Here is a 16,114-nt window from a genome sequence, read left to right as displayed (position 1 = left end):
CATCCGCAATCAGCCTGCATCGTGCAGGAATAGCGTAGAAGTTCTACTGATATTCTACATATTCCGCTGATTATCAGTTGAGGCTCTGTAGTTCAACGGATAGAACAAGAATTTCCTAAATTTTAGATAGGGGTTCGATTCCCCTCGGAGCTACTTTTCAAGCCCGTCCCCATTAATTAAGAGGACGGGCTTTTTGCTGCCTGCTGAATTCAGCCCGCACCACTACACAGAGTTTTTTTTCTCATTTTATCTGCCATCTGCAAGGATTTGGTGCTTGCTTCGCTGCAAACCAATGTGTTGTGGGCTTGCAGATACCCCTTGCAGATACCTTGCAGATAAAGTATCTGCAAGCCCCTAAATCGGGTATAAGGCCATCCACGGTGCACAGTGCATTCATGCTCTAAATAGGGATAATCCATTAGTTCACAGTGATGAACAATTTGTTCACATGCTATAGAACAATTTGTTCATACGGTATGAAACAAAGTGTTCACCCTAATGAAACAAAGTGTTTACCCCAATGGAACAAAGTGTTTCAAAGGTTAAAACCAAAAGTTTCTTTCGATAAAACCATTCGTTTCAAAGGTTGAAACAAACTGTTCTATGTGGTGAAACGAACTGTTCTATGTGTCGAGACAAGCGGTTTTCTACGTTGAAACTGAAAGGATTCACGTTGAAGTTTGTCTTTTCCTGTCTTTTCCTGATTTCACTAGACACTTTTTTTCTTTATAAACGTAATCAGTAGACGGTTCTTTCATTTGTATGCTGATACAGTAGTCACTTCTTCCGAAGCCATACTGACAGCATAGACACAACGACAAAAAGAGCCATACCAAGAAGTTCCCTTCTTGATATGGCTCTGTAAAAAACTAATCCCTATATATACAAGTATGAATTTGTATTTGTCCGGGGTGTTTCCTGGAGATTAATGTCCTCCCAGGTAAGCTTCGTTCTGGTCGCAGGCCGGATTCTTGATCAGCTCGTCTGCCGGGATGGGCATATCCATCTTGTTGATGTTGAAGTCGAAGTCGCGGTAAGTCCGGAACTCGAATATGGCTTCGAAACCCTTCAAGTAGCCGAAGCCTTTCGGGTAGTTATGCTCGATGTGGTCTTCCAGATAGCCTGACTTCTGCATGTCTCCACGCAGGCACCATTCTGCGTTGAACTCTTTACGGCGTTCCTCGTTGACTGCCACTTTCCACAAGTCGGAAGTAAATCCTTTCTCGGTTTTCAGCTGTGCGTAGTAGTTCTGTGCGTCTACTACTGTCACGGGTGTCTCGTTGAAAGGAATGGGGTATCCTTCGGTAGCCACATACTTGCCATAGCCATTGTCTCCGTACACACTTGCCAGATTTCTGAAGTAACTGTTGAATTTGGCGGTGAGTTCACTGCTCTTACCGACTTCCATGTTGCCGAATGCGCGGTTGCGCAGGATGTTGATTTGTTTCCATCCTTCAGCTTCCTCTCCGGTTCTGAAACAACATTCCGCATAGTCCAGCATCACGTTGGGGAGGCGCTTCATATAAATGTGGTCGGGAAGCCATTGGTCTCCGGACCAGTGTGTTCCGCGTCCGTTGCGCCAGTGCTTGGTAGAGTAAACGGTCGGTGCCGGTTCTGCCGGTTCGCGGTGGAAGGTGTTGACCCATACCACTTCTTGTGCGAAAGGATTGAATCCTATCGGGCAGTCGGGGTCATACTTGATGTCGCAGTCCAGGGTTTCTACGTCTTTACCGTTCTCATCTTTCTCTATCTTTGTTTTTGCATATCCTTTTCCTATATATTTGGCATTGTCCGGGCTTGCCAGCCAGGCTTCAGGCTTGAACGATTGTTTCCAATGTTCTTTGCCGATTTCCTTCAATTTGGATTCAGGTATGGTGGCTGTCACCAAAGAACCGTCACGGCGTTTGTCGCCGTTTTCGTATGCGTCATAGAGTTCCCAGGACACGGCATAGGTTCCCCATGCACCGTTGGCGGGAGCACCGAAGTAGAAGCCTACCCAACCATGGGCCTCGGACCACTTGGCTCCGTCCCAGCCGCCCCACTGGTCGCCTTCGTTGAGCACGGCCTGCCAGATGGCCTCTTTGCCCCATACTTCATCGGCATCCCATAGCGTGGTGAATGAAGGATTCAGCTCATACGTGCCACTGTCCAGAATTTCTTTGAGGGCTGTCTTTGCCAGTCCGTAACATTCATTGGCTGTTTCGGGGCAACGATAAGCTTTCCACATGTAGGCATCGCCCAGATAAGCCAGCGCCATACCTTTCGTACAACGTCCGTACTGTCCGTCCATGGGTTCCCAGTCGAGCAGTTCGGCGGCAGCCTTCAAGTCTTCAATGATGAAGTCCCACATTTCCGCGTAGGTTTCTGCACGGGCTTTCGTCGGTGTATTTGTATAGTTCTCTCCGGTAGAAAGCATCGGTACACGGCCGAATGTGGTGGCTAACCAGAAGTACTGGTAAGCGCGGAGGGCACGTGCTTCGCCTTCCAACGATCTTTTTACGTCGTCAGACACCTTGTCGGCAGTTCCCAGTCCCGACAGGAAGTCGTTGCTTCGTGTGATGGCGGCGTATGCCTGGTTCCATCCGGCGGACAACTCGGTGGTTTGTGCATTCCATGACTGGGTCATGAACGCTTTGTCCCATCCCGTAGCCTGAGAGTCCATTGTCGGGTGTGAACCGGTGAACAGATAGGGCTTGAAGGGGTCTCCGTTGTGCCCGGCGGTGTTGCTCGGCAGCATCAGGTCGTAGCATCCGTTCAGAGCTGCTTTGGCATTGGCGTCGCTTTCGTACATGGTACTCATTTCCAAGATGGAGTAATGTGTCACGTTGAGGAACTCCTCGTTGTCGCAAGAACTGAGACCGGTCATCACCACAGCTCCTGCAATCAAACTGTATAATAATTTGTTTTTCATAATCAATGTAATGTTTGATGTTTATTAAAATTGCACATTCACGCCAAGTGTATAGGTACGCGGCATCGGGTAACGGCCGGTATCCAAACCTGTATAGAGCACACTGCCTTGACCGCACTCGGGGTCACCATACTTGTTGTAACCGGAAAGGGTTGCCAAGTTCTGGATGGAGAGGTAAACGCGGGCGTTCTGGATAGAAGCCTTCTTTACCAAGTTCTTCGGCAGGGTGTAGCCTATCTGGATGTTGGAGATACGCAAGAAGTCGCCGTTCTTCACCCACATGTCAGAGGCACGCATGTTGTAGTTGGGGTCGAGGAAAGACAAGCGGGAAAGTGTACCGTTGGGATTCTCGGGAGACCATGCCTGGGCGGCAGCTTCCTTCAGGATGTTGGGCGCACAGCCGTCATCGGAAGAGAACATGTTGGACAGACGCATGGCGGAATAAGAGAAGATGTCTTGTCCCAATACGCCGTAGAGATATACGGAGAAGTCCCAGTTCTTGTAGCTGGCGCCGAGGTTCAGACCGTAGTTCAGGGTCGGGAAACCGTCGCCGAGAATATCCATATCGTCCTCGTTGATGATTCCGTCACCGTTCAAGTCCTTGTACTTGAAGTCGCCCGCTTTGGTTCCGTCCGTCTGGTAGTAGACTTTCTCTTTTTCCCAATCTTTTCCTGCTGCAAGGGTGGCTGCTTTGTTCATTGCTTCGACTTCTGCGTCGGATTGGAAAACGCCTTCTACACGGAAGCCGTAGAATGAACCTACCGCATAGCCTTCCTTGCAGATGGAGTGGTTGCCCCAGTGATAACCGGCAGCGGCACCTACGGCACCGGTATTGGAACCGTCCTCGGTACCTTTACCGGAGGAGTCGGAGTTGGTGTTGTAAGCAGGTTCTCCCATCTTCTTGATTTTGTTCTTCAAGGTAGAACCGGTCAGAGTGGCATTGATGCTCCAGTCTTTGTTCAGGCGCTTGTTGTAGGCGAGGCTGAATTCAAAACCTTTGTTCTCGATTTCGCCGTAGTTGGTGTAGACTTGTGAGAAACCGGTAGAAGGACGTATCTGGCGGTAGAGCAGCAAATCCTTGGACTTGCGGATGAAGTAGTCCATTGTCAGGTTCAAGTCGCCCTGCAGGAAGCTGGCATCGATACCGATGTTCATCTGCTCGTTGGTTTCCCATTTCAGGTTGGTGTCTACCAATCCGGCGAAGTAACCGGTGGCGAATGTCATGCCGTTCCACATGCCCATGCCTTGTCCGTTGCCGTAGAAGGAGTATTTTACATTTTCAAGTGACAGACCTGCCACAGAAAGGTCGGTGGCGCCACCGGAATTACCGGTTTGTCCCCAGCCAAGACGGAGCTTCAGGTTGGAAACCACGTCCTGATTCTGCATGAAAGCTTCTTCTGACACGCGCCATGCCAAAGCTGCGGAAGGGAAGGTACCCCAACGGTTGCCGGCACCGAAGTTGGAAGAACCGTCGCGACGGAGCGTGGCGGTCAGGATGTAGCGGTTCAGCAAGCTGTAGCTTGCGCGGCCGAAGTAGGAGATGCCACGGCTTTCCAGATTCAGGGCGCCGCTTCCGCTCAGTGTCTCGGGCTTGGTGGTCAGGCCTACGTTACGGTTGTCCGGACTCCAGAATCCTCTTGAAGAGGCGGAAGTCCACTGGCCGTAATAGCGTGAAACCTCGTTACCCAACATTACGGTCAGGTCGTGCACGTCGTTCTTCCAGCTATAAGTCAGCGTATTCTGGATGGAGAGTGTCTGTCCGTCATTGTTGCCCAGGCCAAAGCTATAATCGTTGTCGTTGCTCGGATTGACGTAGGCGTTTGTTCCTTTGGTCACGTCGATGGCTGTTCCGTTGTAGTAGTTTACACGTTTGATGCCGCCGCTGAAGTTGTTGTCGGAGTTGCCGGTGTAGTCGTATGAAACCAGCGTCTTCCAGCTCAGACCCTTCAGCGGAGTGACTGTCAGGTAGGCACTTGCCAAGGCACGGTTGGTACGGTTGCGCTTGTTCAGCTCCATCTGCTTGGCATACATATTACCTATTGTTGTTCCCCAGAAACCATCGTTGGTATCTTTACCGCCGAGCACTTCACCATACGTGCCGTCGGGGTTGACCACGTTCGGAGAAATGTACGAACCGACGGGTACACCGTCATACGTGGCATCGCCACGAGTCACGAAGTCCATTGTCGGGCACATGAAAGCGAAGTCACGCAAAGAGGAAAGGTTACCGAAGTTACCGATAGAGTTGTTCGAGCCGTGGGCATCGGTATGGATATAGCTTACGTCAGCGCCGAATTCCAGGTAATTGTTGACTTTGGTCTTCACGTTGGCGCGAGCCGTGATGCGTTGGTATTGCGTGTTGACTACCATACCGTCGTTGCGCAGGAAACCGATAGAAGCATTGTACTGTGTCTTCTCCGTACCGCCGGAAGTAGAGATGCTGTAGTTCTGCTTCCAGGATGCACGGGTCATCACGTCTTGCCAGTCAATCTGCTTGCGTTTGCCGTCATATTGCTCGCTCCACACTTCGTTCCAAAGGCTTGTGCCGTCGTTGGCACGTGCTTGGCGCAGGTTGGCGGCATATTGGTCTACATTACAAACGTCCAGCTTGTTGGGCAGTGTCTGGAGACCGAAGTCGGCAGTGATGTTGATGGAAGAATGTCCTTTTGTCCCGTGTTTAGTAGTAATCATGACTACACCGTTGGCACCTGCCGAACCATAGATGGCAGTTGCGGAGGCATCCTTCAGCACTTCGATGGATTCGATGTCGGAAGGATTGATGAAGTTGGCATTGGTACCCACCTGTATGCCGTCTACTACATAGAGCGGGTCTGCCTTGCCGTTGATGGTGGCAACACCACGGATACGGACGGCGGCATTGGCATCGGGAGCACCGTCCTGCATGGTTACTATGACACCCGGGGCTGCACCTTGCAAGCCTTGTGCAATGTTGGTAGGAGTGCGGCGCAACATGTCTTCTGCGTTTACAGAAGCTACCGAACCGGCAATGTCGCTCTTCTTCATCGTACCGTAGCCCACAACTATTACTTCGTCCAAAGCTTGTGCGTCTTCTTTCAATATGATGTCCAATGTGGTCTTGCCGGCTACTTGGACAGTCTGAGTGACATAGCCGATAAAGGAGAAGGTCAATTTGGCATTGGAGGGAACGCTCATCTGATATTGACCGTTGATGTCTGTGATGATGCCGTTCGTCGTACCTACTTGCAGGACGTTTACACCCGGCATGCTTTCGCCGCTGGTATCTTTTACGGTACCTTTCACTGTAATGTTCTGGGCACATACCCAAACAGGAATCATCAGTAGGAATGATAATAACCCGATACTTCTTTTAAGATTAATGTTTTTCATATAAAAATAGGTAATAGAAAAAATAAATTTTACTATAGTGGTTAATTAAGGTATAAATGCTGTTTTTACAATTTATACGGAAGGAATGAACTTTTTTTCTATGTCTTCATAATTGCTTTGATTTAACAGGTTAATACTTTATATTATTCTCGTTTCATATCGAAAGCAAAATTATCAATTAGATATTAATAAGTGTGAAATTCACGCTACCTCTTGTTTACTCGACGTAACATCTATAGATGAAAATGTTACAAAAACTGTTTCGTACGTTACATAGCACCGGCAATGTGGTATTTGGTGGGTGTTGAATCTTCACTTGACCCTATTGAAGTTGACAACGCGATACTTCAAGTTGACAGACACTGGCATCCAATCTGTCAGACACTTGTGTTCAGCTTGTCAGGCACTGGTGTCTATCGCGACAGACACCAGTGCCTGACAAGCTGAACACAAGTGTCTGACGACATGCCGGAGACAGCGGAATGTCCTTCACCGTCAACCCTCGAAATGAAAAGAAGTTTCACCGGGAACCCCGATGAATAGAGCGGTTCTGAAAAAGGTGAAAGCTGTGACGAGTTTATTTCACCACAGAGGACACAGAGTCTCACAGAGTTTTTTGAGGGAATCAAAATCGGTAGTATCTGTCATTAGCTTGTAAAAGGAGAAAACTCTGTGAGACTCTGTGTCCTCCGTGGTGAAAGCTAAATTATCATTTATGTACCAACTTATTTTTTTATGATTACATAGTCCCCTTCGTTGCATTATGTTCAATGGAGATTTTACTGTTCGTCAAGTATTGTGATAGAATAGTCGGGAGAAACGAGGGAGTATAGCTTTACATCATTGGGCAATTTGTTATCCTTGGCGAATTCCTTGTTCATTTCATATACTTTACCACTGAATTTGACCTTTAAACCCTCGATTGCTATCTTGAGTAGGGCTTCTTCTGCATCCTTGGAGGTTGTACGTATATAGAAACGGCTCTTCTCTTCGTCTTCTATGTAGGTCAGTCCGAGGCTTCTATCTTTATGTACCACTCCCGCAATGGAGTTTGCCTCCATCAGATAGTTACCGACTATAGTTATCGTTCTGGGGGGAGGAACGCGATCGCCAACAACAAGATTATCATCCTTATTGTTACAAGCAGAATTGAATATGACCGTTCCCATCATCATCAGAAGGAATACGCAAACAGACGGCAAATTGTTTCTTTTCATATGATTCAGTTATTGATTGTTGTGAAAATAATTAGCAAAAGTCAAATTAATTCATCGTAACTTATTTATTAGGGTTAAACAAATCTATAATGTATTGGAGATGCAACCTTGGTTTGATGAGTTGACGCTTCATGTAACTTCTGTCTTACATCGAAAACAAAATTACGAATTAAATGTCAATGGTTGTGATATTTGCGTTGTTTTTTGTTTGCTTGATGTTACATCTATAGATATGAATGTTGCAGAAACTGTCTTGTATGTTACATGGCATCAGTAATATAAAGCTGAACATAAGACGCCGGAGACAGAGAAAATGGAGATGCCTCTATTGAAGAGAGTAGGTGATATCCGTTCCCTTCTCTTTCCGGGCTGTCCGGCTGATGTCGTATGCGGAGGTGTTGACCTTTCCGGAGATGAACTCGGGGATATTATAGGATTTCATCAGGAAGGTGTAATGGTCTTTCTCCTTTTGCGGCAGCAAGAGGGGCTTGTGTGCTTTCCCTTCTTCGTCTATATAGGCAATGAAGGGGCGGGTATACAGTCCGTCTGTGCGTCGGCTGCTGAACACCACCCAGTGGCTGTTGCTGCTCCATGAATGGTAACTCTCCACGTCGTTGCTGTTCAGTGCCGACAAGGGGCGGATTTGGTTGGTGTGCAGGTGGGCGAGGTATAGGTCCGCATCCTTGTGCCAGATGGAAAAGTTGCCGTATGCGGAGAGGGTGAACATGAGGAATTTGCCGTCGGGCGATACGCGGGGGAAAGAGACGCTTTTTCCTGCCCGGCGTGCATTGTAAAGCGTGTCTGCCTTGCTGCCGAACGAACGGGTGTCTGCATCAAAGCCGATGGAACACAGGCTGTACTTCACTTGGTCGTATTTTCCGGGTATGCTCACGCTGTCCGCGGAACAGAAATAGAGCGTTCTTCCATCGGGCGAGAAAGTGGGGAATGTCTCAAAGGCAGTGGCCGAGGACAGAAGTGGGGAGCTGACAATCTGCTTCCGTTTCACGTCGTAAATCACGACATCGGAGGCATAATCCATGACTTCCACGCGGTTCGGGTCGGTGGTATGGAACATCTGCTTGGTATCGTTCACCGAGAATGCCACAAAATTGCCGGAGGGATGCCACGACGGGTAGACCAATGCCGAAATGGTCTGCGGTGTTTTCGTATTCAGTTTCTTTATCTGTCCTTCCTCTATGATGTAGGTCCCTCCGTAGTCGGAACGGAGGTGGAACAGCATTTTCTCCGGGTTCTGCCCGCAGAAGGAATGGCAGTTCATGCAGCCGTAGCCGGTCATCTTGTTGGTGAGGATGGCTGTTTCCTCATAGTTTTCCAGACAACGTTGGTAGATGCCCATCTCGTTCCAGGTCTCGTAGCCCGGTTCTATCAGCCGGTAGGCGATGTAGGGGTCTATCTTCTCTTTGGCGATGTAGAGGTGGAAAGGGGCGTATTCTTCCCATTTGTCTCCTCTTTGGGCCTGCAGGCGGACGGTGATGGTAGATGCGGCGTCTACGAGCCTTTTCCATTTGGAGGGACTGATGGCTATCTGCCCGTTGCGGGTTGTGACGGTAGTTTCTTCATCGCCTGCCCGGTATATGGCCCGGAGACGGGAGGCATGGCAGCTGTCCGGCAGGGAGAAGCATGGGGGAGCCATGTTCGGGGGAAGCGTGACTTCGGTATAATCGGGCGATATGGGAGGCCGGCAACTGGTATGGCGGTCGATATGTACGTTTTGTGAGCAGGCTGCCAGCAGCAGGCAGCTGATTAGGGTTGGCAGATATGTCAGGATTCTCGTTTTCATTTCTGTTTTCATTTTCTATATTTCAGGAAATACCATAAGTTGTGGGAGTCTTTGGAGGGTTGTCGGCTGAATTCCTCGAAGCGCTCCACGGTAGCTGCCTGTATGTTGTATCGCTCCAATGTTTCCCGGTCTCCGGCGGCAAAGACAACCACTCCCTCCTGAAAGCAGACGGGCAGCACGGACGGCAGCGCCGGTGTGCCATAGAATGTTTCGAGGGTGGCCTTGAACCGTGGAATATCCTTGGACAGCAGATATAGTGAGCCTAAGTACTGGATGGTGGTCTTGTGCATGGGGTTCTTGAGGACGATTTGCTTTAAATCGTCGTCCAGCCCTTTGATGCCCGAGAAACGGTTGTCGGGGAAGAGGCATTTTCGCTTGCTGCCTAAGATGGAATCGGTCTCTACAGCCGGGTCGTTCCATAGAAAACGTCTGTGGGCTGTGGCCCAGTCTTTATAGAAGAGTGTACTTTCAAGTATATCAAGATACTTCTTTGCAGTGCCATAATGCCCGTAGATAAGGCTGGTCTGGACCAGCCGTTGCAGCATGCGTGGAGAGAAATTGCCCATGCCTTCGTTGGCCTCGAAGGCATATCGTTGTGAAAAGGCGATGTGCCCCATTGAGAAATAGATGTCGCTGAGCAGTGCGGACAGGTAGGGCGTTTTGTTTCCGGGCACGTAAATGGTCTGTATGTCTATGCAGGGTTGCATGAACAGTTGGTCGGCCAACAGGCCTTGTTCTGCCAGTGCGACGTTGTGATAATTCTGGAAAAGCAGGTTGTTCATGGGCATGTTTTCGCATTTGTCTGTTATCTTGTCCCATTGGCAGTGGCGTGCGTAGTGGTTCAGTTCTTTAAAGACTTCATTGTTCCTGTCGATGTATTGGGGGATGCCGACAAAAGTGAAAGCGACTGCACATGCGAGTTGGGCAGCGATAAGGGTTCCTTGCATCCATCTTCTTTTGAATCTGAATGATTTGCATAGACCGCTTGTGATGAAAACGGCCAGTGTCAGCCCCCAAGGCAGATAGATGATGGAGCCTGCTTGGAGTCTTAGCGTGAAGTAGCCGTCGGGCAGCAGGACGTGTTCCAATTCGCCGGAAAGTCCCATCCGTAAGCAAGTTTCAGCGGTCAGGTACACCATTAGCGGAAGGGATATGAACCAGAGTGCCCTCTTCTTGTGACAGAACAATTCTATGATCAGTATGAGGCAGCTGTACAGAAAGGCGACCGGTCCTGCCGTTGCGAAGAGCAGGAAGGTGCTTGCAAGAGAATAGGCAAACCGTCCGGTGAACTTGTGGAAGAAGAACCGCAGGCGGAGGAAAAGCAGCATCCACAGGAAGGCTATGGTTCCGGTGTATTGGTAGTTTACGTTGTAGTGCAGGAAGAACAATGCTGCAACGGGGAAAAGGGCGAGTGGTAATGTGAGTTTGCTTTTTGTCCAGCGGTGCAGGATGTCGGCTGTCAGCAGTGCAATCCACGTCAGTAGCAGTGCTGTTATCAATATTCCGGTCAGGGGTCGGCAGAAGAATTGGGTCAGGAAGCTTGAAAGGAGTTGTACGCATCCGCCGGGCAGAGCCAAAGAACCGCTAAGGTAGGCGGAATTATAGATGAAGGTGTCCCATTGTTCCAGATAACAGAAGCTGTAGTAGCCCGTCTGGCTCAATAGAAAAGCAAGTAATGCAAATAGGGCAGTCCCTGCAACGATGTATGGGATTCTTCTGCTGTGAGGTGCCGGTCTGTTCATGGTATATAGGGTTTTGATGACAAAAGTAGATAGAATAAACGATAATGTGGGAAAATCTCAGGCCGATTATTGGGGGCATACGGGCCGATGTAACATGGATAAAAGTATTTGTAACACTGGGCGTGCCTTGATGACGGCCGGGATGGGACAAAAAGGAGGCCAAGCCTGAAAATGTAATGATGGCGATAAAACGTGATACATATGCATAATAATTATAAGAAGTGTATTTGCTACATTTGTAGCAGAGATATTCTACCATGAAAATCTGATGAGATAATAGATTACTAACTGACAATTTGCTTATGAAAAACAAACTCTTGTTATCCGTTGCAATCTTTCTTTGCCTCATGGCAGGCAGGGCGCAAGCACAGAATCCCATAATCCGCGATCAGTTTTCGGCCGATCCCACAGCGAGGGTCTTTGATGGAAAGATATATTTGTACCCTTCTCACGACATTCCCAGCCCTATAGAACGGCTGAAAGAATGGTTCTGTATGGCCGATTACCATGTGTTCTCTTCCGATGACTTGGCGCATTGGGAAGACCATGGGGTCATTGTCAGCCAGGAACGCATTCCTTGGGCCAGACCGGACGCCTATTCCATGTGGGCACCGGACTGTGTCTGCAAGGATGGCAAGTATTATTTCTATTTTCCTGCTACCCCTCGGGGCGTGGAAAAGGGATTTGCTGTAGGAGTGGCCGTATCGGACAAGCCAAGCGGCCCCTTTATGCCGCAGATGCGTCCCATAGAAGGAGTGGACGGCATTGACCCTTGTGTGCTGACGGACAAGGACGGACAAAGTTATATCTACTGGGCAGGCCGCGGCATGATGATGGCAAAGCTGAAAGATAATATGGTGGAACTTGCTTCGGAACCGGTGCCGGTGCCGGGATTGCCCGACGGATTCAAGGAAGGGCCTTTTGTCTTTGAACGGGAAGGGAAATACTATTTTACCTTTCCATGGGTGAGGGACAAGACGGAAACGCTGGCCTATGGCATGGGAGACAGCCCGATGGGGCCTTTTGAATTCAAGGGAATCATCATGGATGAATCGCCGGTGGATTGCTGGACGAATCATCATTCCATCGTGGAATATCGGGGGCAATGGTATCTCTTTTACCATCATAACGATTATTCGCCGCATTTTGATAAGAATCGTTCCGTCTGTGTAGACTCGCTCTTTTTTAATGCCGACGGTACCATCCGCAAGGTGATTCCCACTCTGCGGGGAGTAGGAATTACGGATGCACGCACACGCATCCGGATAGACCGTTATAGCAGCATCAGTCCTGCGGGAATTTCCATCGCTTTTCTGGATGAGGCGGAGCCGTTCAAGGGCTGGAAGACAATCTTCGGTAAGAAGAATGCCTGGTTGCAATATAATAAGGTGGACTTTGGGAATGAAAAAGTGCAGGAACTGGTGGTGCGTACCCGCTCTTTGTCCGGTGGCGTATTGCAAGTACGCACCGGGAAGAATGGCAAGCCGGTGGCGACTGTTTCCATTCCTCGCAGTAAGGAGTGGGTAGAGAGCCGTGTGCCGGTTGTATCGGCTCCTACGGGCGTGAACGATTTGCACGTATCGCTTCTGAAAGGCTCGCAGGTGGAAGTGGACTGGATAGGCTTTGATGCCCTGCCGTGGGAGGAAGGTGCTTTCAAAACCCGTGAATACCGTAATCTGTTTGCAGAAGTGGGCTATAAGCAGGATGACATTGATGCCAAACTGAAAGAAGTGTTCGACGGCGTATTTTATGGACCTGATAAGGTATATTTTGAGGTCGGTGATTCCATGGCCTACATCAGTGACATCAAAAATCATGATGTGCGTACCGAAGGCATGTCCTACGGGATGATGATTGCTGTGCAGTTTGATAGGAAAGACATCTTCGACCGCTTGTGGCGTTGGGGGAAAAAGTACATGCAGCATCAGGACGGTCCTCTGAAAGGTTACTTTGCCTGGAGTTGCCGGACGGACGGCATACGTAATGCGCAGGGACCGGCTTCGGATGGGGAACTTTATTACGTCACTTCCCTTATCTTCGCTTCCAATCGCTGGGGCAACGATACGGGTATCGATTACTTGGCTGAGGCCAAGAATATTCTGGATTGTTCCATGCAGAAAGCCGGGATGGACCGTGTGGCTCCTTTCATCAACCTGGAGCAGAAACTGATCACATTTACTCCTGACCCTTGGGGAGAACGGTTTACCGATCCTTCTTACCATCTGCCTGCATTCTATGAAGTATGGGCAAGATGGGCGGACGATGGCAGAGCGGGTTTCTGGAGAGAGTGTGCACGCCGGAGCAGGGAGTATCTGCATCGAAGCATCCACCCCGAGACCGGGCTTAATCCGGATTACAATAATTATGACGGGACTTTGCTTGGTAGCGACCGGATTATCGGTGATGCTTTCCGCTTTGATTCCTGGCGTGTCCCCATGAACATCGCTCTGGATTATTCCTGGGCGTGCGAAGATGCCGAGTGGCAGCGGGAGTATGGAAACAGGATACAGAATTTTCTTTATGGTCAGGGCATAGATACTTTCGTTGACCAGTATAATGTGGACGGCACGCCGGTGAAGGAAATTTTGGGAGCCGGAGCGCATAAGCAGTTGCGCCATTCACTGGGGCTGGTGGCTACGGCGGCGGCTGTATCGCTGACTTGTACGCACAACAAGAGCCGCGAGTTCATTCATCGGCTTTGGAATGCGGAGCATGTTCCTTACGAAGACGGCTATTTCGATGCCTATTACGACGGATTGCTCAGGCTGTTCGCCTTTATGCATCTGAGCGGAAATTACAGAATCATCTTTCCTGAATGAAGATGAATAATTGTTTGTGTAGAACCTTAAAATAAGAATAGAACATGAAGCACATTTTATCGATTGGCATTTTATGCTTGCTGGCGGCTTGTAGCCCGAAAGAGAATCAGAAAACATTTGTTTATGAGGGAAATCCTCTGGTAAGAAACAACTTTACGGCCGACCCTGCCGCATTGGTACATGGCGATAGGTTGTATCTGTATGTCGGACACGATGAGTATTATGCCGGACAAGATACGGCTTCGGGAGGCAGGGAGTTCAATATTACCGAATGGCTGTGTTACTCGACGACTGATATGAAGAACTGGACAGAGCATGGTGCTGTATTGAGCCCTGCCGACTTTAAATGGGCGGTGGGAGAAGCGTGGGCTTCTCAGGTGATAGAAAGAGATGGAAAGTTCTATTATTATACCACGGTGCAGGCAGGCGAACCTTGTGTGGGCAAAGCCATTGGAGTGGCGGTAAGCGATAGTCCCACAGGGCCGTTCACGGATGCTATCGGCCGACCGTTGGTGACGGACGACATGACTTCCAACGGTGCCCGGGGGTGGTGGAATGATATAGACCCCACCGTGTTGGTTGAGGAGGATGGCCAGGCATGGCTGTGCTGGGGAAACGGCACTTGCTTTCTGGCAAGGCTGAAACCGAATATGACGGAGCTGGATGGCGACATCGCAGTGGTGGATTTGCCCGAATACGTGGAAGGTCCGTGGCTGCATGTACGGAATGGCATCTATTATCTCACTTATGCCTCGATGGGAGAGGGACGGGAAAATATCGCTTATGCCACGGCTTCCGGTATGGAAGGGCCTTGGACGTACCGGGGCGAACTGACCGGCATGGCGGAGAACAGTTTCACCATCCATCCGGCCATCGTGGAATTCAAAGGGAAGTGGTACCTCTTCTACCACAATGCCGCACTCACATTGGACGGCCGTGCAGGTGCGATAGGCCGTCGTTCAGTCTGCGTGGACGAGTTGCATTACAATGAAGACGGGACTATGCAGTATGTAGAACAAACCAAAGGTAATTAATGACATAAATAATAGAACTGTTATGAAAAATTCTCTTTCTTTAGGATTGATATTGTCTGGTTTGCTGCTGCTGAATGTGGTAGCTTTTGCCCAAGACCCAGACTTGACCGCAGAAGAGGTGCTGAAAAATACGGTCGCTGCCTCTTCCAATATGCACGGTTGTGATTTCCCACGCTTAGACAAGGAGAACCGGGCTTATTTCCGTCTCTATTCGCCGGACGTAAAACGCTTGCAGATAGATATATGCGGTAAAAAATATGAAATGAACAAGGATGAAAACGGCTGGTGGACAGTAAAGACCGATCCGTTAGTGGTAGGTTTCCACTATTACTTCTTGCTTGTGGACGGTTTCTCGGTCATAGACCCGATGAGTTGCACTTTCTTCGGATGCAGCCGTATGGCAAGCGGCATTGAAGTGCCCGAAGGAAAAGAGGGTGATTATTATCGTGTGCAGAATGTGCCTCATGGGCAAGTGCGTACCTGCACTTACTATGCCGAAAGCCAGCAGCGTTTCCGTCGTTGCGTAGTCTACACCCCGGCCGAATATGAAAAGAACACCAAGAAACGCTATCCGGTACTTTATCTGCAGCATGGTATGGGAGAGGACGAGACGGGCTGGATCACTCAAGGCTTTATGTATAACATACTTGATAATCAGATAGCGGAAGGAAAGTGTGTGCCTATGATTGTGGTGATGGAAAGTGGGGATATTGAAGTAGGTTTCCGTCCTCGTCCTGGAAAGGATGTGGATGCGGAACGTAATCTGTATGGCTCTGCGTTTGCTACGCTGATGATAAATGACCTTATTCCCATGATAGACGAAACTTTCCGTACTTATACAGACCGGGAACACCGTGCTATGGCCGGACTGTCATGGGGAGGAAAGCAGACTTTTGACATCACGCTGACCAACCTTGACAAGTTTTCATACATAGGCGGCTTCAGTGGAGCCATCTTCGGACTGGATGTAAAGGATGCTTTCAATGGTGTGTTTGCCGATGCAGACAGTTTCAACAAAAAGGTGCATTATCTCTTCTTGGGTTGCGGCACGGAAGAGAACATGGGCACCAAACAATTGGTCGAGAGCCTCCGTGACATGAATATCCGTGTGGACTTCTACGAATCGCAAGGAACGGCACACGAATGGCTGACTTGGCGCCGGTGCCTGAATGAATTCATCCCGCATCTGTTTAGAGGGAAGCAGAAGTAATTTTGTGTTAT

Annotated in this window: 9 protein-coding genes and 1 tRNA gene; 4 read left to right on the top strand and 6 right to left on the bottom strand. The window is 49.3% G+C overall.

Annotated elements, in window-relative coordinates; all coding sequences use genetic code 11:
- The first annotated feature begins 81 nt into the window (after nt 1-81).
- Nucleotides 82-153, top strand: a tRNA-Arg gene (locus CSD97_RS04380).
- Nucleotides 154-209: 56 nt separating this feature from the next.
- Here CSD97_RS04380 and CSD97_RS18965 read toward each other — a convergent pair.
- The 6 genes from CSD97_RS18965 to CSD97_RS04350 form a co-directional block, all read right to left on the bottom strand.
- Nucleotides 210-419 (bottom strand): hypothetical protein, encoded by a 210-nt coding sequence (locus CSD97_RS18965; protein ID WP_143272409.1) that lies wholly within the window; start codon nt 417-419, stop codon nt 210-212.
- Between the two features lie 506 nt (nt 420-925).
- Nucleotides 926-2,911: a RagB/SusD family nutrient uptake outer membrane protein gene (locus CSD97_RS04375; protein ID WP_005834399.1), complete on the bottom strand. Its 1,986-nt coding sequence runs from the start codon at nt 2,909-2,911 to the stop codon at nt 926-928.
- 24 nt (nt 2,912-2,935) lie between these two features.
- Nucleotides 2,936-6,280, bottom strand: coding sequence for a TonB-dependent receptor (locus CSD97_RS04370; protein WP_005834400.1), 3,345 nt, complete (start codon nt 6,278-6,280; stop codon nt 2,936-2,938).
- A gap of 779 nt (nt 6,281-7,059) precedes the next feature.
- Entirely contained in the window at nt 7,060-7,497 is a 438-nt protein-coding gene (locus CSD97_RS04360) for a hypothetical protein (RefSeq protein ID WP_005834402.1), read from the bottom strand.
- A 325-nt stretch (nt 7,498-7,822) separates the two neighbouring features.
- Nucleotides 7,823-9,298: a PD40 domain-containing protein gene (locus CSD97_RS04355; RefSeq protein ID WP_005834404.1), complete on the bottom strand. Its 1,476-nt coding sequence runs from the start codon at nt 9,296-9,298 to the stop codon at nt 7,823-7,825.
- Between the two features lie 8 nt (nt 9,299-9,306).
- Entirely contained in the window at nt 9,307-11,040 is a 1,734-nt protein-coding gene (locus tag CSD97_RS04350) for a DUF6057 family protein (RefSeq protein WP_005834405.1), read from the bottom strand.
- Between the two features lie 302 nt (nt 11,041-11,342).
- Here CSD97_RS04350 and CSD97_RS04345 point away from each other — a divergent pair, with 302 nt between their 5' ends.
- From CSD97_RS04345 to CSD97_RS04335, 3 genes are read left to right on the top strand one after another with little or no spacing between them, the layout of a single operon-like run.
- Nucleotides 11,343-13,859, top strand: a complete 2,517-nt coding sequence (locus CSD97_RS04345) for a glycosyl hydrolase family 8 (protein WP_005834406.1) — start codon at nt 11,343-11,345, stop codon at nt 13,857-13,859.
- 44 nt (nt 13,860-13,903) lie between these two features.
- On the top strand, nt 13,904-14,893 hold the full coding sequence (locus CSD97_RS04340; protein ID WP_005834407.1) for a glycoside hydrolase family 43 protein: 990 nt from the start codon (nt 13,904-13,906) through the stop codon (nt 14,891-14,893).
- Nucleotides 14,894-14,915: 22 nt separating this feature from the next.
- Entirely contained in the window at nt 14,916-16,103 is a 1,188-nt protein-coding gene (locus tag CSD97_RS04335) for an alpha/beta hydrolase-fold protein (RefSeq protein WP_005834408.1), read from the top strand.
- The last annotated feature ends 11 nt before the right edge of the window (nt 16,104-16,114 follow it).

Origin of the sequence: Bacteroides sp. AR29 (genome assembly GCF_900217715.1) — a bacterium.
Lineage (GTDB): Bacteria > Bacteroidota > Bacteroidia > Bacteroidales > Bacteroidaceae > Bacteroides > Bacteroides uniformis.
This window is presented reverse-complemented; position numbering and strand designations above follow the sequence as displayed.

Bases quoted from the DNA above. Each gene is read 5' to 3' on its own strand.
- CSD97_RS04375 (WP_005834399.1), bottom strand. From the start codon at position 2,911: ATGAAAAACAAATTATTATACAGTTTGATTGCAGGAGCTGTGGTGATG.
- CSD97_RS04345 (WP_005834406.1), top strand. From the start codon at position 11,343: ATGAAAAACAAACTCTTGTTATCCGTTGCAATCTTTCTTTGCCTCATG.
- CSD97_RS04340 (WP_005834407.1), top strand. From the start codon at position 13,904: ATGAAGCACATTTTATCGATTGGCATTTTATGCTTGCTGGCGGCTTGT.
- CSD97_RS04335 (WP_005834408.1), top strand. From the start codon at position 14,916: ATGAAAAATTCTCTTTCTTTAGGATTGATATTGTCTGGTTTGCTGCTG.
- CSD97_RS18965 (WP_143272409.1), bottom strand. From the start codon at position 419: ATGGATTATCCCTATTTAGAGCATGAATGCACTGTGCACCGTGGATGG.
- CSD97_RS04360 (WP_005834402.1), bottom strand. From the start codon at position 7,497: ATGAAAAGAAACAATTTGCCGTCTGTTTGCGTATTCCTTCTGATGATG.
- CSD97_RS04350 (WP_005834405.1), bottom strand. From the start codon at position 11,040: ATGAACAGACCGGCACCTCACAGCAGAAGAATCCCATACATCGTTGCA.
- CSD97_RS04370 (WP_005834400.1), bottom strand. From the start codon at position 6,280: ATGAAAAACATTAATCTTAAAAGAAGTATCGGGTTATTATCATTCCTA.
- CSD97_RS04355 (WP_005834404.1), bottom strand. From the start codon at position 9,298: ATGAAAACGAGAATCCTGACATATCTGCCAACCCTAATCAGCTGCCTG.